Origin of the sequence: Niallia sp. NCCP-28 (assembly GCF_023168165.1) — a bacterium.
Lineage (GTDB): Bacteria > Bacillota > Bacilli > Bacillales > Cytobacillaceae > Niallia.
The window spans coordinates 739442-766107 of sequence record NZ_BQYJ01000001.1 but is presented as its reverse complement, the minus strand read 5'-3'; the positions used below and the strand labels follow the sequence as shown (position 1 = coordinate 766107).

Sequence of the window (26666 nt, the reverse complement as noted above, 5' to 3'; positions counted from 1 at the left end):
TGCCTATTGACGCATATTAATGTATTAGTGTACTGTTTTAATAGTACACTGATACATTAAGGAATGGAGGGATATGTATGATATTATTTATCGGCTTATTAAAAAAGGATTTAAAAATTTCTTTGCCCTTTTTTTATAAGACATTAGTTATTATTCTTGTCAGTCTAATTGTCGGTTCTGGTTTTTCAGGATATTATGGCAAAATGGATGCGTTGACAGCGATTTCTATAGCTTTAGTTATTGTTCAAATGTTTTGTTTGCCAGCCGCAGTTTTTCAGTCATTAAATATAGAGGGCAAAACACAATTGTGGCTCCATAATCCTGCCAGCAGCTTAAAGCTCCTCTTATCAAAAATTATTGCAAGCAGTATCTATCATGTTATTTTGACTCTTTTTACAACTGCTTTAGCGGGAATTCTCATTATGTTTTCAGATAATATTATTTCTTTTTTTAATGCAGGAGAGTTAATTTCTTTAGCTATAGCCATAACATTTATTGGATTGTATATTAGCTTTTGGGTCATTTTCTACTGGACTGTCTATTATAGTTTGGCAAGTTATCCTCGTTTGAAAAGTATAAGATGGGTTATCCTGGTAATTATATGGAGCGGTTGGAGTTTTGCAGTGGATCTATTAAACAAACTGCCTCTTATTAAATCATTAAAAAAGATGGGAACTATTCATACAAGAAATGGATTTAACATAAAAGGAGATGCTGCATCATTTCAAGCAGGCTTTGAAGTAGCAGACATATCTTTATTTACTATAGCTGGATATCTCTGTACAGTGATTGTTCTCTTTATCCTCTCTTCCTGGTTGTTGGATAATAAAGTGGAGGTGTAGTAAAATGGCAGCTGAATTTGAAGCATCCAAACCAATATATATGCAGATTGTCCATAAAATATTGCTGGAAATTGCTCGACTAGAAAGAACTGCCGGTGAAAAGCTCCCCTCTGTAAGAGAAATGGCTATTACATTAGGGGTTAATCCAAACACTATCCAAAGAACATATGGAGAATTGGAGAGGATGCAGATGGTAGAAACAAAAAGAGGGCAAGGAACTTTTATTACAGAAGATCAATTTATCTTAGAAGCAATGGTCAAAAAATTGCAGATAGAAACAATGGAGCTGTTTATTGGCAATATGCAAGAATTAGGAATAGCAGAAGAAGAGATGGCAGAAAAATTAAACAGCTATTTAAAGAAAAGAAAGGAGGGGTATAATGATACGATTTGAAAATGCAACGAAAAAATATGGCAGAGAATCGGCATTAAGCAATATGAATTTAACATTAAAAAAAGGGAAGATTTATGGCCTAATTGGTGCAAACGGCAGCGGAAAATCAACCTTTTTAAAGATGATAGCAGGTCTTGTACATCCTAGCAATGGAAATGTGTTTGTAATGAATAAACAAACAAACCGAAAAATAGCAGAAAAAGTTTCTTATTTAACAGAATTAGATCTGTTTTATGAAGGTTTTACTGTAAGGGAAATGATTAATTATTCGGCCTCGCAATTTTTAGATTTTCAAATAAATAAAGCCGAACAGCTGCTAGAATTTATGAAGCTTGATGGTGCAAAAAAAATAAGAACCTTATCAAAAGGCAATAGAGGCCGATTAAAATTTATTCTTAGTTTAAGCAGAGATGTGCCTATATTATTAATGGATGAACCATTTTCTGGATTAGATCCCATGGTGAGGGAATCGATTGTCAAGAGCTTATTAACATTTATTGATTTTGAAAAACAAACAGTTATTATTGCCACACATGAAATAGCGGAAATTGAACCTATTTTAGATGAAGTCATTGCGATAAGCAATGGCCAAATTGTCGCATCGTATAATGTCGATCAATTACGGGAAGAAAAGGGTCAATCTGTTTTAGAATGGATGAAAGCAAACTTAAATAGTCCATCTGTAAAGTAAAAAAAGGAGGAGTGAGTCATTTGAGTTTGGTAGAAATAAAAAATGTATCAAAGGTAATAAAAGGAAAAAAGATAATTGATTCCTTAAGTTTTAATGTGGAAGAAGGGGAAGTATTTGGTTTTCTTGGGCCAAATGGAGCGGGAAAAACCACAACTATTCGAATGATGGTAGGATTAATCGATATTAGTGATGGAGATATTTATATATGCCAGCAGAGTGTAAAGAAAAACTTTGAGAAAGCAGTCCAGCATATTGGAGCAATTGTTGAAAATCCAGAAATGTATAAATTTTTAAGCGGTTATCATAATTTGCTTCATTATGCTCGCATGATGAAGGGCATAACAAAAGAAAAAATAATGGAAGTGGTGGAGCTTGTTGGCTTAACTGACCGAATCCATGATAAGGTCCGCACCTATTCTCTAGGGATGAGACAGCGTTTGGGACTCGCGCAAAGTTTGCTTCATGATCCAAAAGTTTTGATTTTAGATGAGCCGACAAACGGATTAGATCCTGCGGGCATTCGAGAAATTCGTGATCATTTGCGGATGCTTGCAAGAAATCGCAATATGGCAGTTATTGTTTCTAGCCATTTACTATCTGAAATGGAAATGATGTGTGACCGCATCGGCATTATTCAAGGCGGAAAATTGGTCGACGTACAATTAGTAAAAGACTTTGTCGGCAACACGGAAAAAATATATGAGATAGAGGTGAATCGAAAAGAGGAGGCACTAAAGCTCATTCAGAAATATTTTCCTCAATCAAAAGCGGCCATTAATGATTTATATATTGAAGGAACTTTTTCAAAAGAAGATATACCAGCAATAATTCGCAAGTTTGTTGAAGGTGAAATTGATATTTATGGAATAAAAAAAATATCCAAAACATTAGAAGATCGTTTTTTAGAAGTAACTAGAGGGGAGGAAGGGGAATGATTGCACTTGTCAGAAATGAATGGATGAAAATTTGGAGACGGCCTGCAACCATTGTGATGATCGGCATAATCCTATTAGCAGTTGCAGCAATCGGCATATTTACAAAATATCAGGAGTATGGTTTAACGGTCCCTAATAATGAGAACTGGAAACATGGTCTTGAATTAGAAAATAAAGGATACAAAGAACAGCTAAAGGATGAGGCGCTTCCGAAAGAATCCGTTAATTATTATAAGCAGCAAATTGCCTTAAATGAGTATCGGATCAAACACGATATTTCCACAAATACTGATTATTCGGCATGGGATTTTGTCTCAGACAGTTCTCAGCTTATTTCTCTTGCCGCACTTTTTACCATTATTATTGCCGCAGGAATTGTTGCAAATGAATTTAACTGGGGCACTGTTAAATTGCTTCTTATTAGACCAATCAGCAGAACAAAAATTTTATTATCAAAGTATATCATGATCATTGCTTTTGGTTTGCTTCTATTAATTGTCTTATTTCTATTTTCCTTTATGCTAGGAGCTATCTTATTTGGATTACCAGAAGAAAGTTATCCCTATTTAACCTATTATAATGGAGTGGTGAAAGAGCAAAGCATGATTGTTCATCTTATTGTCTATTATGGATTTAATTCAGTAAGTATGCTGATGTTGTCTACGATGGCATTTATGATTTCAACTGTTTTCCGCAATAGTTCCCTAGCTATTGGCGTATCGATTTTCTTAATGTTTATGGGATCAACAGCAACCATGCTTTTAGCAAGCAGATTTGAGTGGGCGAAATATATTTTATTTGCCAATACAGATTTACTTCGCTACTTTGATGGAGTTCCAATGGTGAGCGGTATGACGATAACTTTTTCCATTATTATGCTGATTTTGTATTTTTGTCTGTTCCACCTTTTGGCGTTTTTTGTATTTAATAAACGGGATGTTGCTGCGTAAGATATAGACGGGGCTGTCTAATAAGTCCTAAAATCAAAAAAGAGGAAGAAAAACAAGTTGTTTTTCTTCCTCTTTTTTGATTTCTATTTATTTTACAAGAAAAGACGGTGTTTTTGTATGTAATTTGAAAAAAAGTTAGGTACTGTTTAGGATGGATTTTGGCACTTTGCGGAGTGGAAATCAACAGGATAGTTTAACAGCCCCTTCTTTTTATTTTGGAGAGGAAGCGAATAACCACAAAATGACCGCCGGAGAAGTAGCCATAAAAGAGCCTAATGAAAAAAGGTCCTTTTACTGCTAAAAAGGGGGATATATTTAGAATGCCTGTTTTTTTCCTTTCTGTTATTGCTGCGTTATAATAAGAAAAAAGATGCAAGTTATAAGAAGGTGTTAGTAATGAACGGTGAGCCGCTTGCTTATCGAATGAGGCCGACCATACTTGAAGAAATCGTTGGCCAAAAAGATGTTATCGGAAAGCAAACAAATTTATATAAAATGATTAAAAATGGTCATGTTCCATCAATGCTTCTGTACGGAGAACCTGGGATTGGAAAAACATCGATAGCGTTTGCCATTGCAGGCACAACCAATCTGCCCTTTATTGCATTAAATGCAACAACCGCGGGCAAAAAAGATGTAGAGCATGTGGTGGATGAAGCGAGATTAACGGGAAAAGTAATTTTATTTTTAGATGAAATCCATCGTTTTAATAAAGCTCAGCAAGATTATTTGCTGCCACATGTAGAACGTGGAGATATTGTATTGATAGGCGCTACGACGGAAAACCCTTTTCACGACGTAAATCCAGCGATTAGAAGCAGATGCGGACAAATAAAGCAGCTGAAGCGGCTGACAGCTCAAGATATAGAGGAGCTACTGCATCGTGCCATTAAAGAAAAAGAAAAAGGACTGGGTAATCTTTCCATAGAAATAACGGAAAAGCAAATAAAAAGTATTGCAGCAGGCACAAATGGAGATGCGAGAAAATCTTTAACCCTACTTGAGTCCATTGTATATTCTTCTGATAAAAAAGGGGAAGTTTTTATAGTGACAGATGAAACAGTGGAACAAATGATTGATAAAGTAGGAGTCTATGGAGATAAAAAAGGCTCTCATTTTTATAATCTATTATCCTGTTTGCAAAAAAGCATTAGAGGAAGTGATGTAGATGCGGCTCTTTATTATTTAGCCCATTTAATTGAAACAGGAGATTTAGTGGCACTTAACCGCCGATTAGTAGTAATCGCTTATGAAGATATTGGTCTTGCCAATACTTCTGTAGGAAATAATATTTTAGCAGCGGTTATGGCAAGCGAAAGACTGGGACTGCCAGAAGCAAGGATCCCGCTAGCTGTAGCTGTTGTAGAAATGTGTTTATCTTCTAAATCAAATTCTGCTTATCTTGCACTAGATAAAGCAATTGCCGCCATTCGTGAAGGACATGTTGGGGAAATTCCCATGCATCTTAGGGATGGACACTATCAAGGAGCAAAAGCATTAGGACATGTTGGCTATATTTATCCCCATGATTTTCCAATCGGTACATTTGGGGGCTGGGTAAATCAACAGTATTTACCAGAAAATATAGCAGGTACACAGTTTTATGAGCCGATAGAAGCTGGAGAAGAAAAAAAACTCGGGGCCATTTATGAAAAATTAGCAAGATTCCGTCAAGGGAAACAGGAATAATCTAAGTTTGAACTACCCGCCACTTAGCTCATGCTTGAAGTGGGAGTCTTCTGCCGGAGAATGATAAAATGCTGCTAAATAAAAATGGGGCTGCTCTTAAAAGGACAGGTCCATTTTATTATGCCGGAAGAAATAATGAGAAGCACAAAACAAAATTAATAGAGGTGAAAAAGAATGAAAATAGACAAAATAATTATCGACCATATAAAAATGCCGTTAGTCCATCCATTTGAAACAAGTTTTGGCAGAATGCTTGAAAAAGATTTTCTTGTTATTCAAATGTATAGTGGCGAATATATCGGTTATGGAGAGTCGGTGGCGCTTCCAGATCCCACTTATACAGAAGAAACCACTGGAACGATTTCCTATATGCTTGATCAATTTCTAATCCCCTTATTGTTTCGCCATACTATTAATCATCCAGATGATATAACAACTATTTTTGCCCCTATTCGCAGAAACAATATGGCGAAAGCAGCGTTAGAAGGTGCAGTTTGGGATCTGTACAGTAAACAAAAAGGCGTATCCCTTGCACACGCTCTTGGCGGAAGCCGAAAAGAGATTGATGTCGGAGTCAGCATCGGCATTGAAAAGTCGATAGAGGATCTTCTTGGAAAGGTAGAACATTTTCTGCAAGAAGGGTATAAAAAAATTAAAGTGAAGATTAAACCGGATTATGATATAGAACCACTGCAAAAAATCAGAGAGCGATTTGGATATAATATTCCGTTAATGGCTGATGCAAATTCAGCATATACTTTACAAGATACAAATAAATTGCAAAAACTAGATCCGTTAAAATTGCTGATGATTGAACAGCCTTTAGGGTTTGATGATATTGTGGACCATGGGAAATTGCAAAAACAGCTGACAACACCTATTTGTTTAGATGAAAGCATCAATTCAAGCGAAGATGCCCGCAAAGCAATCGAGTTAGGAAGCTGCCAAGTTATTAATATTAAAATCGGCAGGGTAGGAGGACTGTCTGAAGCAAAAAAAATACATGATTTATGTGCAGAAAATAATATTCCAGTTTGGTGTGGAGGAATGTTAGAGGGGGGCATTGGCCGTGCACATAATATTGCAATCACATCTCTAGCCAATTTTACTATTGCAGGAGATACATCTGCATCAAACCGATATTGGCATGAAGACATTATTTATCCAGAAGTAGTTCTATCAAAACCAGGAACGATACAAGTTCCAGCCGCTCCTGGAATTGGCTATGAACTAAAGGAACAAAACGTAAAAAAGTATCGAATAAGCAGAAAAATATATAAAAATTAACCGATGTTTAGCGATAAATTGATTTTAAGAAAAAGCGGCATGAATTAGTGCTTTTTCCGTTCCATATAAAAAGAGGGAGGAGGTGGATAATGCAAGCAAAAATACATGCTTTAGTGGACAGCTATGAAAAAGAAGTGAAAGAAATGTATCATTATTTGCACCAAAATGGGGAGATTAGCTGGGAAGAGAAACACACAACGGATTTTATATGCAAGCAGCTTAAACAACTGCAAATACCATATACTCGTTTTTCTGATCAAACGGGAGTAATTGGCTATTTTGGCAAAAAAGAAGCAGGGCCTGTTGTTGGATTAAGAACAGATATGGATGCATTATGGCAGAATGTGAATGGCACCTGGAAGGCAAACCATTCTTGCGGCCATGATGGGCATATGACGATTTTGATATTTGCATTAAAATGTTTAAAAGAATTAGGCATGGAATCAAAAGGGCTGATTAAAAGTATTTTTCAGCCTGCAGAAGAAACTGGAGGAGGGGCTTTATCTTTATTGAGGAAGGGAGTAATCGATGATATTGATTACTTGCTAGGACTTCATGTAAGGCCTATTCAAGAAATGAGGTTTCCAAATTGTTCTGCTGCTATTTATCATGGTGCTTCCACTATTTTAAAAGGAAGAATATTTGGAGTGCAAGCACATGCTGCCCGTCATCATTTAGGGGTTAATGTCATTGATAGCCTATCATTGATTAATACAACAATCCGGTCGATTCCGTTTAATCCAGCAGTTCCTTCTACCATTAAAATGACATATGCACAAGCAGGAGGGAAAAACTTTAATATAATTCCTGATTATGGAGAATTCGGCATTGATATAAGGGCGCAAACAAATGAAGCAATGCAGGAACTGCTCCAAAAGCTGAAAAAGGCAATTATAAATGCGGGAGAAGCAAATGGTGCAAAGGTAGAGGTGGAGATTCTTGCCGAAATGGTAGCGGCAAACCCTAATGCAGATATGGAGAAAACTGTAGCAGAAAGCATCGTTGAAATGCTTGGAGAGGATAATCTAGTCCCACCACCAATAACGCCAGGTGGAGAAGACTTTCATTTTTATTACCACCATAAAAGACAGCTGAAAGCTACTATGATTGGGTTAGGAAGCGACTTGCAGCCAGGTCTTCATCACCCTAATATGTCTTTTAATTTAGACAGTTTATTAAATGGCATTAAAGTCATGGTGCTTGCCACAAGCAAGCTGCTCCAAAATCCATAAGGCAAAAGAAAATGATACATAGAGCAAGAAGAGCTGTCTTATTTATGACAGCTTTGTTTTATTTGAAGCAAGTGTTCCATAAAAGAATGCTCTTAAAAAGACAATAATAATATAAATATGATATCCTATTAAATAGATTGGAAATACTATAAGAGAAAAATTTATATTTTATTGTCAGGTAAGCAAACCGCAGATAATGTCGAATTATGGTATAATCGTGTTTGTCTCTTTTCGCTATACAAAAAATTTTTGCAGCAAAATCCCAATTGTTAGTGTCGCTTTGCCATAATAGATTAAAACGGTTGATAAATAAGCAGGAGCTGCATTGGAAAAAAACATAGAGCCATTTACTAGTTTATAGATAAATATAGAGTGTGTAGACAAAATAAAAAATGCTGACTTTCAGGCTAAATCGAAAATGTTTATCTACAGCCGGCATTTACTATTTCATAGAAAATATTTATATACTTAATGAAAATAAAGGAGGAATAGTGATGAAAATCTCAACAAAAGGTCGTTACGGATTAACCATCATGATGGAACTTGCAAAAAAACATGGAGAAGGACCAATTTCACTTAAAACAATTGCGCAATCTAATAATTTATCTGAACATTATTTAGAACAATTGGTTGCACCACTGCGAAATGCAGGTTTTGTCAGAAGCATACGCGGGGCATATGGAGGATATGTTTTAGGAGATGATCCGGAAAAAATCACAGCTGGAGACATTATTCGAACATTAGAAGGTCCTATTAGTCCGGTAGAAGGATTAGAGGATGAAGAACCAGCAAAAAAAGCTCTATGGATGAAAATTAGAGATGCAGTAAAAGATGTATTAGACGGTACAACGATTAAGGATTTAGCGAATTATAAAGAAGATGGAAATATGCCAGATTCTTATATGTTCTATATTTAAGTAGTGGAGAAAATAAACCATTATGGTTGTTTATGCAAAATATAAGTATAATTATATATAGTAGGTGAATGAATTGGGAAAAATTTACCTGGATCATGCGGCAACAGCCCCTATGCATCCAAAAGTAATTGATAAAATGCATCAAGTGATGAGCGCTGTTTTTGGAAATCCGTCGAGCATTCATTCATATGGTCGGGAAGCAAGAAATATTGTCGATAAAGCAAGAGATGTTTTCGCCAAAAGCATTGGAGCTCAAAGTACAGAGATTGTATTTACAAGCGGCGGAACGGAAGCAGATAATCATGCCATTTTCGGGGTTGCTGAAAGCTTAAAGCATAAAGGAAAGCATATTATTACTTCGCAAATTGAACATCATGCTGTGCTGCATGCATGTGAACAATTAGAGAAAAATGGCTATAAAGTAACGTACTTGCCTGTTGATGAGTTTGGAATAGTTAATATGGAAGATTTTGCACATGCATTACGAGAAGATACAATCCTTGTTACGATAATGTATGGAAATAATGAAGTAGGCAGTTTGCAGCCAATTAAAGAAATTGGCGAAATGCTGAAAAATCATCAAGCCATTTTTCATACAGATGCTGTCCAAGCATATGGTTTAGAAGAAATTGATGTGAAAAAGCAGCATATTAATTTATTGAGTGTATCTTCCCATAAAATAAATGGTCCAAAAGGAATTGGATTTTTATATATTGAAAATGGCATTAGCCTATCTCCTCGTCTGTACGGGGGAGAACAGGAAAGGAAACGCAGAGCGGGAACAGAAAATGTTCCTGCAGTAGCAGGGTTTCAGACAGCAGTGGAAATTGCCGAGGCAGAACGAGAGCAAAAAAGAGCATTGTTTGCTCAATATAAACAAATTCTCATCAAGCAGCTAGACGAACAACAAATAGAATATGTGCCAAACGGATTAGTTGATAAATCCCTACCACATGTTTTAAACTTAAGCTTTCCTGGAACAAATGTAGAAGCAATGCTAGTGAATCTAGATTTAGCAGGAATTGCGGCATCAAGCGGTTCTGCATGTACAGCAGGTTCTATTGATCCATCACATGTACTTGTGAGCATGTTTGGAGAAAATTCAGAAAGAACACAAAACTCGATTCGTTTTAGTTTCGGTTTAAATAATACGGTAGACCAAATAACAAAAGCAGGTCAAGAATTAGGGAAAATAGTACAAAGATTAACAAGATAAAAGGCAACACTTGATTACTCGACTGTAAATTTCCCTATAGAAGGACAGAAAAAGATATAGGGGTGGAAACAACAAATGGAAAAAGCACCAAAAGATACAAGAGTAGTTGTTGGCATGTCAGGAGGAGTAGATTCCTCTGTCGCAGCATTATTGCTGAAAGAGCAAGGTTATGATGTAATTGGAATTTTTATGAAAAATTGGGATGATACAGATGAATTTGGCGTTTGTACTGCTACAGAAGATTATGAGGATGTTATACGTGTTTGCAATCAATTAGAAATTCCCTATTATGCTGTGAACTTTGAAAAACAATATTGGGATAAAGTATTTACGTATTTTTTAGAGGAATATAAAGCGGGCAGAACACCAAATCCAGATGTTATGTGCAATAAAGAAATTAAATTTAAAGCATTTTTAGAGCATGCAATGAATCTAGGCGCCGATTATTTAGCAACAGGGCACTATGCGCAAGTAGTCAGAGAAAATGGCAAAGTCCGCATGCTTCGCGGAAAAGATGAAAATAAAGATCAAACATATTTTCTTAATCAACTAACGGAAGAACAGCTGGAAAAAGTGATGTTTCCAATAGGAGGCATGGAAAAATCAAAGGTTCGGGAATTGGCAGCAAAAGCAAATCTCGCAACAGCAGCAAAAAAAGATAGCACAGGCATATGTTTTATCGGTGAACGCAATTTTAAAGAATTTCTAAGTGGCTATTTGCCTGCACAAAAAGGAAATATGGAAACTTTTGATGGCAAAATAGTAGGACGGCACGATGGATTAATGTATTATACAATTGGACAAAGACATGGTCTTGGCATTGGCGGAAGCGGTGATCCTTGGTTTGTAATAGGTAAAGACTTAAATCGAAATGTATTATACGTTGACCAAGGTTTTCATCACGATAAATTATACTCAGATAGTATTATTGCGACTAATGTCAGTTGGGTTTCCAAAGGGAAAATGCCTGCATCTTTTGCATGCACAGCAAAATTCAGATATCGCCAGCCGGATAATAAAGTAAAGGTGGAGATATTGAATGAAACAAAAGTGAAAGTAATTTTTGATGAGCCAATTCGCGCTGTCACTCCAGGACAAGCTGTAGTGTTTTATCAAGGCGAAGAATGTTTAGGTGGAGGAACAATCGATCAAGTGTTTAAAAATAATGACAGATTAACATATGTTGGCTAAACATTTTTAAAGAAATATTAAAGGATAGTCCTTGTTTATACTCCAAGAAGCAATTGCTTTTGAGGAAAATTATGGGCTGGCATTTAATGTTTCTTTTTTTTGTATAAGATGCTAATAGTAGATGATATGATAAAATGGTTTTTGAATAGTTCGCCAATGCATTGCAATAAAGCGAATAACGAGGCGAAAGAGATAGCCAAAAGAATAAATATGCTATACTTTGTACATAGAAATGGAGTGTTTTAAGTGGAAAATAATCAATTAGGTATTCAATATATGCAAGAAGGAAAATGGGAAGAAGCAGCAAAAGTATTTATGGAAGAAATTGAAAAGGAACCTAATAATCCTATATCCTACATTAATTTTGGAAATGTATTATCTGCATTAGGAGATCAGGAAAGAGCCTTGACTTTTTATAAAAAAGCAATAGAAATAGATGAAAATGCTGCTGCTGCTTATTATAGTGCAGGAAATGTTTATTTTGAGCAGGAACAGTTAATAGAAGCAAAAGAGATGTTTGAAGCAGCTATTAATAAAGGTTTGGAAAATAGTGATACTTTTTTTATGCTGGGACTGACACTGGTTGGGCTAGAACAATCGACATTTGCGATTCCTTATCTGCAACGAGCGGTAGAATTAAATGATCAGGATGCAGAGGCGTATTTTCAGCTAGGTCTATGTCTTGCACAAGCTGAATACATCGATGAAGCAATCGAACAGTTTAATCGCTGTGTTCAAATAGATGAGTTCCATGCAGATGCTTATTATAATTTAGGTGTTGCATATGGATTTAAAGAGCAAGGAGAGCGTGCGATGGAAATGTTTGATAAAGCATTAGCCATCCAGCCGGATCATATGCTTGCAGGATACGGAAAAAAAATTCTCGAAGCAGAATAACTTTGTTTTATAGATCAAAATAGAAGGAATCTAAAATTATCGAATAGAAAGGAGGGAGAAGATTGAAAGAACAAGAATCATTGGATCTTTTTAAAGAAGAGCCTACCTATGTAAAAGGACATCATCTTGTCACGATTTTTCATAATGAACAAAATTTGTATACGGTCATGAGAATAAGGGTGGAAGAAACAAATGCTAATTATGAAGATAAAGAGGCTGTCATTACAGGGTATTTGCCTAAAATTCATGAACAGGAAACATACTGTTTTTTTGGAGACTTTAAAGAACATCCGAAATTTGGCAAACAATTTGCTGCCACATCCTTTCGCAAAGAAATGCCTCAGACAAAACAGGGGATTATTACGTATCTTTCGAGTGATTTATTTAAGGGGATTGGCGTTAAAACAGCAGAAAGCATTGTAGACACCCTTGGAGAAAATTCGATATCACGGATTTTAAGCAAGCCATCATTGCTTGAAACAGTGCCAAAACTCCCTCCAGACAAAGCTAAATCTGTATATGATACCTTAATGAAACATCAGGGGCTAGAACAGGCGATGATTGCACTAAATCAATATGGATTTGGTCCACAGCTGTCGATGAAAATATATCAAACCTATAAAGAAACTACTTTGGACATTATTCAAAATAATCCATATCAGTTAGTGGAAGATGTAGAAGGAATTGGCTTTGGGAGAGCCGATGATTTGGGGTCACAACTAGGACTGACAGGCAATCATCCAGATCGATTGAAGGCAGGCTGCTTTTATATTTTGGAGTTGGCAAGTCAGCAAGAAGGTCATGTTTATTTAGATGTACAGGTTTTGCTTGAAAAGGTGAAAAATCTTTTAGAAGAAAATAAAAAAGAAGAAATTGAGTTTTCAAGCATTGCGGAGCAGATTATTCAATTAGAAGAAGATAGGAAAATAATTGGGGAAGATAAAAAAGTTTATCTTCCTGCTCTCTATTTTTCCGAAAAAGGGCTTGTCCGCAATATTAAACGAATCCTTGATCAGACAGAATATAAAGACCAATTTCCTGAATCGGAATTTTTATTGGCATTAGGAGATTTGGAGGATCGTCTTGGTGTACAATATGCGCCATCACAAAAAGAAGCAATTCAAACAGCTTTAATGTCACCGATGCTGATGTTAACAGGAGGTCCTGGAACAGGGAAAACAACGGTAATTAAAGGGATTGTAGAACTTTATGGAGAATTGCATGGATGTTCATTAGATCCGAATATGTATAAAAAAGATGAAGTATTTCCCTTTGTACTGGCTGCACCAACGGGTAGAGCTGCAAAAAGAATGACAGAATCGACAGGCCTCCCAGCTGTGACTATTCATCGCTTATTAGGCTGGAATGGTTCTGGCGGGTTTGATCGGGATGAGGATAATCCTCTTTCTGGGAAAATTTTAATTATAGATGAAACTTCTATGGTGGATATTTGGCTTGCCCATCAATTATTTAAGGCGGTGCCTGAGCATATGCAAGTAATTCTTGTAGGTGATGAAGACCAGCTGCCTTCTGTTGGTCCAGGACAAGTTCTAAAAGATCTGCTTGCCTCCGAGTGTATTCCAACAGTAAGACTAACCGATATTTACCGTCAGGCAGAAGGTTCTTCCATTATTGAACTTGCTCATGAAATCAAAAAAGGAAGTTTGCCGGAAAATCTTATTATGCAGCAAAGCGACCGCTCTTTTATTAAATGTACACAAGGTCAAATTGGGGAAGCCATTAAAAAGGTCGTTCTTAATGCAAAGAAAAAAGGCTATGCACCAATGGATATTCAAGTGTTGGCTCCCATGTACCGTGGACCTGCGGGGATTGATCGGATGAATGTTATTTTGCAAGAAATATTAAATCCAAATCCAGATGGCAAAAGAAAAGAATTAAAGTTTGGCGAGGTTGTATATCGAATTGGCGATAAAGTGCTGCAGCTTGTAAATCAGCCAGAAAACCATGTATATAATGGAGATATGGGAGAGATTATTTCCATCTTTTATGCAAAAGAAAATACGGAAAAACAAGATATGGTTGTTGTTTCTTTTGATGGAATCGAAACGACCTATACAAGACAGGATTTGCATCAAATCACCCATGCTTTTTGCTGTTCTGTCCATAAATCACAAGGAAGCGAATTTCCAATTGTTATTATGCCGATTGTAAAAAGCTATTACCGTATGTTGAGAAGAAATTTAATTTATACAGGAATTACAAGAAGCAAACAATTTTTAATTTTGCTTGGTGAAGTGGAAGCAATGGAAATTGGTGTAAAGCGCAATGATGAATTGTTAAGGCAAACGACATTGCAAAAGAAATTAAAAGAAATATTATCAGATTCCAACGCCTCATCCATAGAAACCAATATGGAGAAAAAAGGTAAGGAAGAAATTTCTTTATTGTACACCAATCGAATAAATGAAATAGATCCATTAATCGGCATGGAAAATATTACTCCATATGATTTTATGGAAAAAGAAGCGATAATATAGCTATAAATTTTTTTCATTTGAAGGTTGGCACATATTATGAGAAGGGCTGTTCATTTTAGGGCAGCCCTTTTCGAGCGCCAATTGTTAATTATGGGAATGATTTCAGTGCATGTTTTTTTTTTGAAGACTTAAACTAATAGTATCTTCAGCTTGATCAAACTGCAGGGATATTCCAATTTTGCAAAACGCTTTTCATAAAAAAAATATGCCGACTCCTAAATGAAAATGGAAAGTGCTGGTATATAAAGGCAGGGATTTGGACAGAATGGGGATAATTAGGGAACTTAATTGTTTTATTTAACTGACAAACAAAGTGCCCGTCACATATAAATTGTTTAAATGGGGTGCATTCCATATGATGATCTGTCCAAACTGCCAAAGCAAAGATATTGGAAAAATCGGCATTAATCAATATTACTGTTGGAGCTGTTTTATTGAATTATCATTAGTTAAAGGGGTAATTCATACACATCAAGTTGAAGAAGATGGAAGCTTAAGTTCACTTGATGATTTATTTGAAGAAGATGATCGCCGTTTTATTCTTTAGGTATGCTTCTGTTCATTTAGTTCGGAAAAAGTGAAAACTGCTTAAGCTTTCGTGAATAAATGATGGTGAGGTGCACTTAAATGGGCAAAACATTAAATACCGTGCTAGTAGTTGGAGCTGGTGTTGCTGTATACAACTATATGCAAAAAAATCAAATAATCAGCAATAAACAAATGAAGAAACTGCAAAAACGTGTAATGAAAGCATTATAGATTGTTTAAAAAGAAAGTAGGATGCCTTTTAGGTACTCCTGCTTTTTGCATAAAATCTCCTTATTCTACTCAAAATATGAGAGGGGGGATTAGATGGATATTCAGATTAAATGGTATTATAGATTAGGTTTTTCCTTATTATTATTTATTGTCCTTTTTATCTTTGTCAAATTATCTTCAATCTGGCTTCCAATTGTAAATATACTGCTAAAAGTTATTTCTCCATTTATTATTGGTGCATTTATTACATATTTATTGCATCCTGTCATTGAATGGCTCCATGAAAAAGGATTGCATCGCGGTTTGGCTGTTGCGCTTATTTATATTATATTTTTTGGAGGAATTGGCTATGGGTTTTATAAAGGGATTCCTGTGTTTATCGAGCAGCTTGAAGAGTTGACAGAGAGTGCTCCAGAACTTTCTAATCAATATCGCGATTGGATACAATACATACAAGAAAAAACAAAGGAATGGCCCAAAAATATGCAAGAAAAGGTAGACCATGGCATTGAATCTTTTGAAGTGAAAATGGATGGGCTATTAACAAAAGTGATTAAAGGGGCTATGGACATTGTAAATTCCTTCCTTATTATTATGCTTATCCCATTTATATCATTTTATATGTTAAAAGATATAAATGCTGTCAAAAAGGCAACAGCATTTATAACACCTGCTAAATGGCGTAATAGTGGTTCCTTATTTCTTAAAGATGTCAATTTATCTTTAGGCAGCTACATAAGAGGACAATTATTGGTCTGTTTTATTATTGGGTTTATTTCGACCTTATTATTTTGGATTTTTCATATGAAATATCCTCTTGTTTTAGGAATTATTATTGGCATTACAAATGTAATTCCCTATTTCGGTCCAATAATTGGAGCGGTGCCTGCTGTTATCATTGCAAGCACGATATCTGTTAAAATGCTGTTTATTACAGCAATCATCATTATTGTCCTGCAATTTTTAGAAGGAAATATTTTATCTCCATTTATTGTAGGGAAAAGCATGCATATGCACCCATTATTTATTATGTTTGCTTTGCTGCTTGGAGGAGAAGTCGGCGGAATGATCGGCATGATTATTGCTGTTCCTGTTCTTTCTATATTAAGAGTAGCTCTTATTCATTTACGCAAGCACTTTGGAAAAAAGACATAGATGGTCTAACATGATACTATATTGACAATACTGCATAATAATCAGTATAATGCGAAATGTAGAATTAAATTTTGATAAAATGTTGATAGATTGAAGTAGGTTATAGTCCGCTTAATGCATGGGCATAGCAGAGAGGAATTTCCATAGGCTGCAAGGAATTCTAAGTGAAGGATAATCGAAAGCTAGTTCTTGAATGCAGCTAATCCCTGCCGTAGTTCCGCGTTAAGGAACTAATGAGAGATGGTAGAGTTTTTACCGTAATCAGGGTGGTACCGAAAGCATACTTTCGTCCCTGTCCAGGGATGGAAGTTTTTTTTATGCTGAAAAATATCATAATATATCAGAGTGCAGCCAAAGTCAAAAATGAAGACATTCAAGCAGATTAAAAATGTTTATCAATAGCTTGATGTATGCTTATTCTTTTATAGAAAAGTATGCTTGTATACATATAAGGAGGTAGAATAATGAAAGTTTTAACTGGTTCAGAAATTAGAAGCAAATTTTTAGAGTTTTTCCAAGAAAAAGGCCACGCAGTAGAACCTAGTGCATCATTAGTTCCACATGATGATCCATCTTTATTATGGATAAATAGCGGAGTTGCTACATTAAAAAAATATTTTGATGGAAGAGTTATTCCTGAAAATCCGCGAATTACCAATGCGCAAAAATCCATCCGCACAAATGATATTGAAAATGTCGGGAAAACAGCAAGACATCAAACATTTTTTGAAATGCTCGGTAATTTTTCTATTGGCGATTATTTTAAAGAAGAAGCTATCAATTGGGCATGGGAATTCCTTACAGATGAGAAGTGGATTGGTTTTGATAAGGAGAAGCTGTCTGTAACGGTTCATCCAGAAGATGAAGAAGCCTACCAATTCTGGAAGAATAGCATTGGCATCCCTGAAAATCGCATTATTCGTTTAGAAGGGAATTTCTGGGATATTGGAGAGGGTCCAAGTGGTCCCAATACAGAAATTTTTTATGATCGCGGTCCGGAATATGGCAAGGATGAAAATGATCCGGAACTTTATCCAGGTGGAGAAAATGATCGTTATTTAGAAGTATGGAATCTTGTATTCTCAGAATTTAATCATAATCCAGATGGTACATACACACCTCTTCCTAAGAAAAATATTGATACAGGCATGGGGCTGGAGCGCATGGCTTCTGTTGTGCAAAATGTGCCGACAAACTTTGATACAGATTTGTTTATGCCGATTATTCGTGCAACAGAACAAATTGCCGATGTAAAGTATGGGGAACAAAAACAGCTTGATGAAGCTTTTAAAGTGATTGCAGACCATATCCGTACTGTTGCTTTTGCGATTGGGGACGGGGCTCTTCCTTCCAATGAGGGCAGAGGCTATGTTATCCGCAGATTGTTAAGAAGAGCGGTTCGTTATGCAAAAAATATTAATATTAATCGCCCATTTATGTTTGAATTAGTCCCTGTTGTCGGGGAAGTGATGGCAGATTTTTATCCAGAAGTAAAAAATAAAACAGATTTTATCCAGAAGGTAATGAAAAGTGAAGAAGAACGTTTCCATGAAACACTTCACGAAGGATTAGCGATTCTTGAAGCAGTTATGAAAAAAGCAAAAGAAGGAAAAAGCACAGTTATTTCTGGTGCTGATGTTTTCCGTTTATATGATACTTATGGATTCCCTGTAGAGTTAACAAGTGAATATGCAGAGGAACAAGGAATGGAATTGGATCTTGAAGGTTTTGAGCAGGAAATGGAAAGTCAGCGAAATCGCGCCCGCAGTGCACGTCAAGAAGTGGACAGCATGCAAGTGCAAACAGGTGTGCTTGGAGATATTACTGTAAGCAGTGAATTTGTTGGCTATGACGCATTAACCGTTGAATCGACGATTGCTGCATTGCTTCAAGATGGAGAGATGGCATCCAGCGCATCAGCGGGAGATGAAATTCAATTTATATTGGATCAAACACCTTTTTATGCAGAAAGCGGCGGACAAATTGCTGATATCGGAACATTAAACGCAACTGGTGTTTTAGTAAAAATAAAAGATGTTCAAAAAGCGCCAAATGGACAAAACCTTCATAGAGGAATAGTAGAAGAAGGAACTGTTTCTTTACATGACAAAGTGACGGCGATTGTGGATGCAAGCAATCGTTCAAAAATCATTAAAAACCATACAGCTACACACTTGCTTCATCAAGCATTAAAAGATGTGCTTGGATCGCATGTGAATCAAGCAGGTTCTTTAGTGCAAAGTGATCGTTTGCGTTTTGACTTTTCGCATTTTGGACAAATTACAGCAGAGGAATTAGAAAATATTGAAAAAATTGTAAATGAAAAAATTTGGGAGAGCATAGCTGTTTCCATAAAGCATAAAAATATTGATGAAGCAAAAGCAATGGGAGCCATGGCTTTATTTGGCGAAAAATATGGAAAAATCGTTCGTGTTGTTCAAGTAGGGGATTTTAGTTTAGAATTATGTGGAGGATGCCATGTTGACAATACTTCTGCAATTGGACTATTTAAGATTGTTTCAGAAGCTGGAATTGGAGCAGGAACACGCAGGATTGAAGCTGTAACAGGACAAGCGGCATATCAGCAATTGACAGATCAGATCAGCTTGTTAAAGCAAGCATCAGCTAAACTAAAAACAAGTCCAAAAGATATTGTGGCACGAATTGATGGATTAATGGCAGAAACGAAGCAGCTGCAAAGAGAAAATGAATCATTGGCTGCAAAAATCAGCAATATTGAAGCAGGCAATCTAGTGAATAATGTAAAAGAAATCAATGGAGTTAATGTTCTAGCTGCCAATATCCAAGGTGTGGATATGAACAATTTGCGTACGATGGCTGATGATTTAAAACAAAAAATTGACTCTGTTGTCATTGTGCTTGGAAGCGTCAATGAAGGAAAAGTCAATATCATTGCAGGAGTAACAAAAGATTTGATTGAAAAAGGATTCCATGCAGGGAAAATCATTAAAGAAGTTGCAACACGCTGCGGCGGAGGCGGAGGCGGCCGTCCAGATATGGCACAAGCAGGAGGAAAAGATCCTTCTAAATTACAAGAAGCGCTGCAATTTGTGGAAGAATACGTGAAATCCGTTTGATATTATCAGCAACTAGTGTAAAATGTAGATAACTACTAAAGCAGTCGTTTTTAATAGAAAATGAGGTGTTGTTTGATGAGTTCATTCGATAAAACGATGAGATTTAACTTTCCTGAAGAACCATATGAACATGATGTGAAGGAAGTATTATATCAAGTATATGATGCACTTCAAGAAAAAGGCTATAATCCCATTAATCAAATAGTCGGTTATCTGCTTTCGGGAGATCCTGCTTATATCCCGAGACATTTGGACGCACGTAACATCATTCGTAAATTAGAACGGGATGAAATTATAGAAGAACTGGTAAAATCCTATTTAAAACAGCAGCGAGAGGAATAGTATAAATGCGAATTATGGGCTTGGATGTAGGCTCAAAAACAGTAGGAGTATCCATAAGCGATGCTTTTGGCTGGACAGCACAAGGTATAGAAACAATTAAAATTGATGAAGATAAAAAGGAATTTGGCATTAAGAGAATTGGGCTATTGATTGTTGAGCATGATGTGAGTAAAATAGTGGTTGGACTTCCTAAAAACATGAATGGCAGCATTGGGTTTCGCGGGGAAGCAAGCATGGACTATGCAAAATTGCTTGAAGAAGAATTTGGGCTGCCAGTAATCCTGTGGGACGAGCGTTTAACAACAATGGCTGCTGAAAGAATCCTTTTAGAAGCAGATGTCAGCAGGAAAAAAAGGAAAAAAGTAATAGACAAAATGGCAGCATCAATGATTCTACAAGGCTATTTAGATAGCCAGAAATAATGAGGTGGAAAAAATGGAACATGGTGAAACAAATACAATTACAGTAGTAGATGAAGAGGGAAACGAGCAGTTATGCGAAATCCTTTTTACATTTGAATCAGAAGAGTTTGGCAAGTCTTACGTTTTATATTATCCAATTGGAGAAGATGATGACGAGGATGAAGACATTGATATTCATGCATCTTCTTTTATTCCAAACGAAGAAACACGCGACGGAGAGTTATCTCCAATTGAAACAGAAGAAGAATGGGATTTAGTAGAAGAAATGCTGAATACTTTCCTTTCCAATCAAGAAGAAGAATAAAAATAAAAAAGGGGCTGCCTAATCAGTCCTAAAATAAAAACAGGGGAAGAAAAACAAATTGTTTTTCTTCCCCTGTTTTTTAATTTCTATTTAATTTACAAGAAAAAATGGTGTTTTTGTATGTAATTTGAAAAAAAGTTAGGCAATGTTTAGGGTGGATTTTGGCACTTTATTGATGGGAATGGAAGGAGTGAGACTCCTGAGGGAAAAGCGAGTCAAAGGGAGACCCCGCACGCGTTCATACGCGCCGAGGAGGATCCCGGACTGCATCAACAGGATAGTTTAACAGAGCTAAAAAGAAGGGGCTGTTTTCGTATGAATCGTTGACTTTAAATCTGCTGGCTGCATACATCTTGTTTTCCGCTAAACGGCAGTTGAAACTCTATCTGTCTCATTTTTCCAAAGAGAAGTCTGCGTAAATGCTTGGATGCCAAGTGTTTTTATGCTGAAAATAAAAAACTCTAAGAAAACAGCATTTATTTTAGGAAATATATCCTAAAGGATAGGCGTGATTATACGAAGAAGATGAATCATCTTCTTTTGTATATTCGGGTTTCGTCAAAACTTGCGACTTTTAAGGTCATAATATAGTATAATGAGTCGAGATATGAGATTTTTTGGGCAGGCATGCCCTACATCTAGGAGGGAAATATGTGTCTTTGGATAAAGAGGGGAATAATGGAATAAAAAATAAAAAAGAGCTTTTTTTAGAAAAATTAGCAGAACGACAAAATGAAGCGAAAGTTATAAGAAGAGTTGTACTGCTGGCTGGGGCGGCATTGGTGCTGATTATTGGCATTTCAGCATTAAGCATCTTCCTATATATTAATGCTGCATTAAAGCCTGTTGAACCAAACAGCAAAAAAGAAATTGTTGTAGATATTCCGATTGGTTCAAGTGTATCTTCTATTTCACAAACATTAGAGGATAAAGGAATGGTAAAAAATGCTCGTGTGTTTAAATATTATGTGAAATTTAAAAATGAGTCGGATTTTATGGCAGGGGAATATCATATGAACCCTTCTATGACCTTTACGCAGATTATTGATAGTTTAAAAACGGGGAAAATTATGCAAAAACCTGTGTTTTCCATCACTATACCGGAAGGGAAACAATTGGATGAAATAGCCGCAGCGATTGCCCAAAAAAATAATCAAAAAGAATCCGATATTATTAAACAATTAAATAATGAGGTATTCATTCAATCGATGATGAATAAATATCCTGATTTATTGACAACAGAAATAATGGCAAAGGATGTAAAACATCCGTTAGAAGGATATCTTTTCCCAGCTACCTATTCTTTTTATAAAAAAAATCCATCACTTGAGGAGATTGTTTCTGTCATGCTGGATAAAACCGTAAATGTTGTACAGGAATATGAAGTGGAAATAGCAGATCAAGAATTATCAGTTCATCAATTTTTGACGATGTCCTCTTTGATTGAAAAAGAAGCAACAAAAAAAGCAGACCGCAATAAAATCGCCAGTGTATTTTATAATCGGATAAAAGAAAAAATGCCGCTGCAGACAGATCCGACTGTTTTATATGCACAAGGCAAACATAAAGCAAAAGTAACATATAAAGATTTAGAAGTAGATTCTCCATATAATACTTATCAAAATAAAGGGCTTCCTCCTGGGCCAATCGCCAATGCTGGCGTTATGTCGATGGAAGCAGCTTTGCATCCTGAAAAAACGGGTTATCTATACTTCTTAGCATCGAAAGATGGAAAAGTTCATTTTTCTAAAACATTGGAAGAACATAATAAATTAAAGGCAAAATATATTTCCAATAATTGATTTGTTGAATAATGAAAAGGGAAAGCAGATTAATTAGCTTTCCCTTTTATTTTATGTTAAAATAGTACAAGTGTTTTTAGATATTCTATTATTTTTATGAAATATATTTTTATTTCTATTTATTATATTGTATGAGGAAGTGTCGAGGGTTAGGTTCTTATAAAAAGAAGCTAACTATTTTCAGGTAGAGATTTTTTAAGGATAAGGCTTTGTTAGCATATGAGGATACGAGAGCTGAGTAACATGGCCTATTTAGAAGAGAGAACAATGAGGTGGAAGAAATGCAAGAAGATAAAATAACGGCATATATTGAGGCTTTGGTTCCGCAAAGAACAAAAGAAATAGAGGAAATTGAAAACTATGCCCATGATAATGATGTGCCGATTATGGAGCTTGTTGGCATAGAATCGCTGCTCCAGCTCTTGCGCATTCAAAAGCCGAAAACAATTCTCGAAATAGGAACAGCGATCGGCTATTCAGCTATCAGAATGGCAAATGCTTTGCCAAATGCTACGATAGTAACGGTTGAAAGAGATGAACAGCGCTATAAAATCGCGGAACAAAATGTAGATAAGCTAAACAAACAAAAGCAAATTAAGCTTATTTATGGAGATGCTTTTGAAGTAGAGAGTTTAGTGCAGCAATACGGACCATATGATGTATTATTTATTGATGCGGCAAAAAGCCAATATCGCAAATTTTTTGATATATATTCAAAACAGCTTTCAGATGAGGGCATCATTTTTACCGATAATGTATTGTTTCACGGTTTGGTAGCCCAAAGCAATATTGAAAGCAGAAATGTTAGAGCATTGGTGCGGAAAATTAACAATTATAACGAGTGGCTAATGAGTCATCCAGAGTATGAAACAGTCATTTTACCTGTTGGAGATGGAATAGCCATTAGCAAAAAGAGGAGATAATGATGAAGAGACCTGAACTATTAGTTACACCAAATCATGTTGATGATATATTGCCCCTTATAAAAAGCGGCGCAGATGCATTTGTAGTAGGAGAGCAGAAGTTTGGACTTCGTTTAGCGGGTGAATTCAATCGTGAGGATGTAAAAAAGGCGATTGAATTGGCACATGAAAATGATAAAAAAGTGTATGTAGCAGTTAATGCTATTTTTCATAATGATAAAATGGATGATCTTTATGATTATCTTCCATTTTTAAAGGAAGCGGGTGCAGATGCCGTTATTTTTGGTGATCCCGCTGTTTTAATGGTTGCTCGTGAAGCTGCTCCAGAATTAAAGCTTCATTGGAGCACAGAAACTACTGGGACAAATTGGTATACATGCAATTATTGGGGCAAAAAAGGTGCAAAAAGAGCAGTCCTAGCGAGAGAACTCAGCATGGACAGCATTATTGAAACAAAAGAAAATGCTGAGGTGGAAATTGAGATACAAGTGCATGGGATGACGACAATGTTTCAGTCAAAACGCTCTCTTTTGAAACATTATTTTCAATATCAAGGAAAAGAGCAAGAAATGGATCAACAAAGAACGGAAAAAGATTTGTTTTTACATGATAAAGAACGAGAAAATAAATATCCGATCTTTGAAGATGAAAATGGCACTCATATTATGAGCCCTAATGATATTTGCATTGTAGATGAAATGCAAGATTTAATTGAGGCAGGCATTGATTCTTTTAAAATTGATGGGTTATTAAAAGACTCTTCTTATATCGAGAAAGTAACAAGCATTTATCGAAAGGCTATTGATATGTGTGTAGATGATCCGAATCAATATGAAGAAGAAAAAGAATTATTTCTTGCAGAAATCGAAAAAATACAGCCAGTAAATAGACAGCTGGATACAGGATTTTTCTTCAAAGAAACTGTTTATTAAGAAGGGAAAAGGAGGAAAGAGCATATGACAATCGTTAAAACTCCAATATCTGAAATAAGAGATGGAAAAAGAGTAATTGTTAAAAAACCAGAATTATTGGCTCCAGCAGGAAATCTAGAAAAACTAAAAATTGCTGTTGCTTATGGAGCAGATGCAGTATTTATTGGCGGTCAAGAGTATGGATTGCGTTCTAATGCGGGGAATTTCACTTTTGAGGAAATGAAAGAAGGCGTGGAATTCGCGAAAAAATATAATGCAAAAGTGTATGTGACAACAAATATTTTTGCACATAATGAGAACATTGATGGCCTTGAAGAATATCTATTAGGATTAAAAGAGTCTGGGGTACATGGAATTATCGTTGCTGATCCATTAATCATTGAAACTTGCCGCAGAGTAGCTCCAGAAATTGAAGTGCATTTGAGTACACAACAATCACTATCCAATTGGAAAGCCGTGCAATATTGGAAAGAAGAAGGATTAGAGCGTGTTGTATTGGCACGGGAAACAAGTGCAGAAGAAATCATCGAAATGAAGGAAAAAGTTGATGTGGAGATTGAGACATTTATCCATGGGGCAATGTGTATTGCATATTCTGGAAGATGCACATTAAGCAATCATATGACTGCACGTGATTCAAACAGAGGCGGATGCTGCCAAAGCTGCCGTTGGGATTATGATTTATATAAATTGGAGGATAATAAAGAAAATCCTTTATTTTCAAATGAAGATTCTTCATTTGCAATGAGTCCAAAGGATTTAAAATTAATTGAATCCATTCCCCGCATGATTGAAATAGGCATTGACAGTTTAAAAATAGAAGGAAGAATGAAATCTATCCATTATATTGCAACAGTTGTAACTGTTTATCGCAAAGTTATCGATGCTTATTGTGCAGATCCAGATAATTTTGTAATAGATGAAGAATGGCTAAAAGAGCTGGATAAATGTGCAAATCGAGATACTGCTCCTGCCTTTTTTGAAGGACAACCAGGATATGAAGAGCAAATGTTTGGCAATCACAGCAAAAAGACAACTTTTGATTTTGCTGGATTAGTGCTTGATTATGATGCAGAAACACAAATTGTGACATTGCAGCAGCGCAATTATTTTAAAACAGGACAAGAAGTAGAATTTTTTGGTCCAGAAATCAATAATTTCAAAATGGTTGTAGATACAATTTGGGATGAAAAGGGCGAAGTTTTAGATGCGGCAAGACATCCGCTGCAAACCGTAAAATTTAAAGTAGAGCATCCTGTGTTTCCTAACAACATGATGCGAAAGGAGCTCTAATTGCATGCAACGTAAACCGGTTGTAATTGGGGTCGCAGGCGGATCTGGTTCAGGTAAAACAAGCGTCTCTAAAGCAGTTTTTGAAAGTTTTAATGATCATTCTATTTTAATGATTGAACAAGATTTTTATTATAAAGATCAAACAAATTTGCCTTTTGAAGAAAGGCTGAAAACAAATTATGATCATCCATTAGCATTTGACACAGAGCTGTTGATTGATCATATTGAGAAATTGCTTCGTTATGAAACAATAGAAAAGCCTGTATATGACTATAATATCCATACAAGGTCGAAAGACAAAATTATTGTAGAGCCAAAAGATGTTATCATCATTGAAGGAATTTTGATTTTAGAGGATGAAAGACTTCGTGATTTAATGGATATTAAATTATTCGTCGATACAGATGCTGATTTAAGGATCATTAGAAGATTGAAAAGAGACATTCAGGATCGTGGACGTACAATGGATTCTGTTATTGAGCAATATGTTAATGTTGTTCGGCCAATGCATAATCAATTTATTGAGCCAACCAAAAGATATGCGGATATCATTATTCCAGAAGGTGGACAAAATCATGTTGCCATCGATTTAATGGTGACCAAAATACAAACAATCCTTGAACAAAAGTCACTTTTATGAAACAATAGCAGATAATACCTAGGCTTTTTGTTAACCAACTTTGATGATTTTGGTTTATGAACCTGTTGCCGCATATTCGTGTCAATAGGCCATAAAAAACATTTGTTATTTATGGATAAACCAAAATTACTTTTATCAATAGTCGTTAACATGGTCAATCAATAAAATAGTTTTTCATTTTTTAGGTTTAATAAGGAATTTTCGTATAATTGATTCTATTTTTGGCAAGTTATGTATATCATTACTATTACAAAATG

At 35.7% G+C, this 26666-nt stretch carries 25 protein-coding genes; all 25 read left to right on the top strand.

Translation table 11 applies throughout. The annotated features are described in order from the left end of the window. Positions 1 to 77: 77 nt before the first annotated feature. The 25 genes from NCCP28_RS03900 (at position 78) to udk (ending at position 26409) form a co-directional block, all read left to right on the top strand. Complete coding sequence (locus tag NCCP28_RS03900; protein WP_248560067.1) at positions 78 to 842, top strand: hypothetical protein; 765 nt, start codon at positions 78 to 80, stop codon at positions 840 to 842. A gap of 4 nt (positions 843 to 846) precedes the next feature. After that, entirely contained in the window at positions 847 to 1236 is a 390-nt protein-coding gene (locus NCCP28_RS03895) for a GntR family transcriptional regulator (RefSeq protein ID WP_248560066.1), read from the top strand. Then, positions 1223 to 1927: an ABC transporter ATP-binding protein gene (locus tag NCCP28_RS03890; protein WP_248560065.1), complete on the top strand. Its 705-nt coding sequence runs from the start codon at positions 1223 to 1225 to the stop codon at positions 1925 to 1927. Before NCCP28_RS03895 ends, NCCP28_RS03890 begins: the two co-directional genes overlap by 14 nt. A gap of 20 nt (positions 1928 to 1947) precedes the next feature. After that, the gene (locus NCCP28_RS03885) at positions 1948 to 2862 is read left to right on the top strand and encodes an ABC transporter ATP-binding protein (protein ID WP_248560064.1); all 915 of its coding nucleotides are present in this window, start codon (positions 1948 to 1950) and stop codon (positions 2860 to 2862) included. Continuing rightward, complete coding sequence (locus NCCP28_RS03880) at positions 2859 to 3812, top strand: ABC transporter permease (protein ID WP_248560063.1); 954 nt, start codon at positions 2859 to 2861, stop codon at positions 3810 to 3812. The genes NCCP28_RS03885 and NCCP28_RS03880 overlap by 4 nt, the downstream gene beginning before the upstream one ends. A gap of 396 nt (positions 3813 to 4208) precedes the next feature. After that, positions 4209 to 5501, top strand: coding sequence for a replication-associated recombination protein A (locus NCCP28_RS03875; RefSeq protein ID WP_248560062.1), 1293 nt, complete (start codon positions 4209 to 4211; stop codon positions 5499 to 5501). Positions 5502 to 5675: 174 nt separating this feature from the next. Beyond that, positions 5676 to 6788: an o-succinylbenzoate synthase gene (menC, locus tag NCCP28_RS03870; protein ID WP_248560061.1), complete on the top strand. Its 1113-nt coding sequence runs from the start codon at positions 5676 to 5678 to the stop codon at positions 6786 to 6788. An 89-nt stretch (positions 6789 to 6877) separates the two neighbouring features. Beyond that, on the top strand, positions 6878 to 8020 hold the full coding sequence (locus tag NCCP28_RS03865; RefSeq protein WP_248560060.1) for a M20 peptidase aminoacylase family protein: 1143 nt from the start codon (positions 6878 to 6880) through the stop codon (positions 8018 to 8020). Positions 8021 to 8514: 494 nt separating this feature from the next. After that, entirely contained in the window at positions 8515 to 8937 is a 423-nt protein-coding gene (gene cymR / locus NCCP28_RS03860) for a cysteine metabolism transcriptional regulator CymR (RefSeq protein ID WP_101176388.1), read from the top strand. Positions 8938 to 9010: 73 nt separating this feature from the next. Continuing rightward, a complete protein-coding gene (locus NCCP28_RS03855) occupies positions 9011 to 10153 on the top strand; it encodes a cysteine desulfurase family protein (protein ID WP_248560059.1) in 1143 nt (380 codons plus the stop codon). 75 nt (positions 10154 to 10228) lie between these two features. Further along, positions 10229 to 11344 carry a tRNA 2-thiouridine(34) synthase MnmA gene (gene mnmA / locus NCCP28_RS03850; RefSeq protein WP_248560058.1) on the top strand — a complete coding sequence of 372 codons (1116 nt, stop codon included), beginning with the start codon at positions 10229 to 10231 and terminating at the stop codon, positions 11342 to 11344. A gap of 246 nt (positions 11345 to 11590) precedes the next feature. Beyond that, the gene (locus NCCP28_RS03845) at positions 11591 to 12241 is read left to right on the top strand and encodes a tetratricopeptide repeat protein (protein ID WP_248560057.1); all 651 of its coding nucleotides are present in this window, start codon (positions 11591 to 11593) and stop codon (positions 12239 to 12241) included. 62 nt (positions 12242 to 12303) lie between these two features. Continuing rightward, positions 12304 to 14739: an SF1B family DNA helicase RecD2 gene (recD2, locus tag NCCP28_RS03840; RefSeq protein WP_248560056.1), complete on the top strand. Its 2436-nt coding sequence runs from the start codon at positions 12304 to 12306 to the stop codon at positions 14737 to 14739. A 355-nt stretch (positions 14740 to 15094) separates the two neighbouring features. Next, positions 15095 to 15286: a hypothetical protein gene (locus NCCP28_RS03835; protein ID WP_101176395.1), complete on the top strand. Its 192-nt coding sequence runs from the start codon at positions 15095 to 15097 to the stop codon at positions 15284 to 15286. Between the two features lie 80 nt (positions 15287 to 15366). Then, entirely contained in the window at positions 15367 to 15498 is a 132-nt protein-coding gene (locus tag NCCP28_RS03830; RefSeq protein ID WP_248560055.1) for a DUF3918 family protein, read from the top strand. Between the two features lie 93 nt (positions 15499 to 15591). Continuing rightward, positions 15592 to 16653 carry an AI-2E family transporter gene (locus NCCP28_RS03825; RefSeq protein WP_248560054.1) on the top strand — a complete coding sequence of 354 codons (1062 nt, stop codon included), beginning with the start codon at positions 15592 to 15594 and terminating at the stop codon, positions 16651 to 16653. A 464-nt stretch (positions 16654 to 17117) separates the two neighbouring features. Next, complete coding sequence (gene alaS / locus NCCP28_RS03820; RefSeq protein WP_248560053.1) at positions 17118 to 19751, top strand: alanine--tRNA ligase; 2634 nt, start codon at positions 17118 to 17120, stop codon at positions 19749 to 19751. Positions 19752 to 19826: 75 nt separating this feature from the next. Then, positions 19827 to 20093 (top strand): IreB family regulatory phosphoprotein, encoded by a 267-nt coding sequence (locus NCCP28_RS03815; protein WP_101176399.1) that lies wholly within the window; start codon positions 19827 to 19829, stop codon positions 20091 to 20093. A 5-nt stretch (positions 20094 to 20098) separates the two neighbouring features. Continuing rightward, complete coding sequence (ruvX, locus tag NCCP28_RS03810) at positions 20099 to 20515, top strand: Holliday junction resolvase RuvX (protein WP_248560052.1); 417 nt, start codon at positions 20099 to 20101, stop codon at positions 20513 to 20515. Between the two features lie 13 nt (positions 20516 to 20528). Then, entirely contained in the window at positions 20529 to 20819 is a 291-nt protein-coding gene (locus tag NCCP28_RS03805; RefSeq protein ID WP_248560051.1) for a DUF1292 domain-containing protein, read from the top strand. Positions 20820 to 21472: 653 nt separating this feature from the next. Further along, complete coding sequence (mltG, locus tag NCCP28_RS03800; protein WP_248560050.1) at positions 21473 to 22621, top strand: endolytic transglycosylase MltG; 1149 nt, start codon at positions 21473 to 21475, stop codon at positions 22619 to 22621. Positions 22622 to 22902: 281 nt separating this feature from the next. Further along, a complete protein-coding gene (locus NCCP28_RS03795; protein WP_248560049.1) occupies positions 22903 to 23544 on the top strand; it encodes an O-methyltransferase in 642 nt (213 codons plus the stop codon). A 2-nt stretch (positions 23545 to 23546) separates the two neighbouring features. Next, positions 23547 to 24476, top strand: a complete 930-nt coding sequence (locus tag NCCP28_RS03790) for a peptidase U32 family protein (protein ID WP_248560292.1) — start codon at positions 23547 to 23549, stop codon at positions 24474 to 24476. Between the two features lie 24 nt (positions 24477 to 24500). Beyond that, the gene (locus NCCP28_RS03785) at positions 24501 to 25769 is read left to right on the top strand and encodes a peptidase U32 family protein (protein WP_248560048.1); all 1269 of its coding nucleotides are present in this window, start codon (positions 24501 to 24503) and stop codon (positions 25767 to 25769) included. A 4-nt stretch (positions 25770 to 25773) separates the two neighbouring features. After that, positions 25774 to 26409 carry a uridine kinase gene (gene udk, locus NCCP28_RS03780; RefSeq protein WP_248560047.1) on the top strand — a complete coding sequence of 212 codons (636 nt, stop codon included), beginning with the start codon at positions 25774 to 25776 and terminating at the stop codon, positions 26407 to 26409. Positions 26410 to 26666: the final 257 nt, after the last annotated feature.

Coding starts and splice junctions, on each gene's coding strand:
- NCCP28_RS03795 (WP_248560049.1), top strand. CDS start 22,903: ATGCAAGAAGATAAAATAACGGCATATATTGAGGCTTTGGTTCCGCAA.
- NCCP28_RS03900 (WP_248560067.1), top strand. CDS start 78: ATGATATTATTTATCGGCTTATTAAAAAAGGATTTAAAAATTTCTTTG.
- alaS (WP_248560053.1), top strand. CDS start 17,118: ATGAAAGTTTTAACTGGTTCAGAAATTAGAAGCAAATTTTTAGAGTTT.
- NCCP28_RS03785 (WP_248560048.1), top strand. CDS start 24,501: ATGACAATCGTTAAAACTCCAATATCTGAAATAAGAGATGGAAAAAGA.
- NCCP28_RS03895 (WP_248560066.1), top strand. CDS start 847: ATGGCAGCTGAATTTGAAGCATCCAAACCAATATATATGCAGATTGTC.
- NCCP28_RS03835 (WP_101176395.1), top strand. CDS start 15,095: ATGATGATCTGTCCAAACTGCCAAAGCAAAGATATTGGAAAAATCGGC.
- mnmA (WP_248560058.1), top strand. CDS start 10,229: ATGGAAAAAGCACCAAAAGATACAAGAGTAGTTGTTGGCATGTCAGGA.
- menC (WP_248560061.1), top strand. CDS start 5,676: ATGAAAATAGACAAAATAATTATCGACCATATAAAAATGCCGTTAGTC.
- NCCP28_RS03890 (WP_248560065.1), top strand. CDS start 1,223: ATGATACGATTTGAAAATGCAACGAAAAAATATGGCAGAGAATCGGCA.
- cymR (WP_101176388.1), top strand. CDS start 8,515: ATGAAAATCTCAACAAAAGGTCGTTACGGATTAACCATCATGATGGAA.
- NCCP28_RS03815 (WP_101176399.1), top strand. CDS start 19,827: ATGAGTTCATTCGATAAAACGATGAGATTTAACTTTCCTGAAGAACCA.
- NCCP28_RS03880 (WP_248560063.1), top strand. CDS start 2,859: ATGATTGCACTTGTCAGAAATGAATGGATGAAAATTTGGAGACGGCCT.
- ruvX (WP_248560052.1), top strand. CDS start 20,099: ATGCGAATTATGGGCTTGGATGTAGGCTCAAAAACAGTAGGAGTATCC.
- NCCP28_RS03825 (WP_248560054.1), top strand. CDS start 15,592: ATGGATATTCAGATTAAATGGTATTATAGATTAGGTTTTTCCTTATTA.
- NCCP28_RS03875 (WP_248560062.1), top strand. CDS start 4,209: ATGAACGGTGAGCCGCTTGCTTATCGAATGAGGCCGACCATACTTGAA.
- NCCP28_RS03805 (WP_248560051.1), top strand. CDS start 20,529: ATGGAACATGGTGAAACAAATACAATTACAGTAGTAGATGAAGAGGGA.
- NCCP28_RS03790 (WP_248560292.1), top strand. CDS start 23,547: ATGAAGAGACCTGAACTATTAGTTACACCAAATCATGTTGATGATATA.
- NCCP28_RS03830 (WP_248560055.1), top strand. CDS start 15,367: ATGGGCAAAACATTAAATACCGTGCTAGTAGTTGGAGCTGGTGTTGCT.
- udk (WP_248560047.1), top strand. CDS start 25,774: ATGCAACGTAAACCGGTTGTAATTGGGGTCGCAGGCGGATCTGGTTCA.
- NCCP28_RS03865 (WP_248560060.1), top strand. CDS start 6,878: ATGCAAGCAAAAATACATGCTTTAGTGGACAGCTATGAAAAAGAAGTG.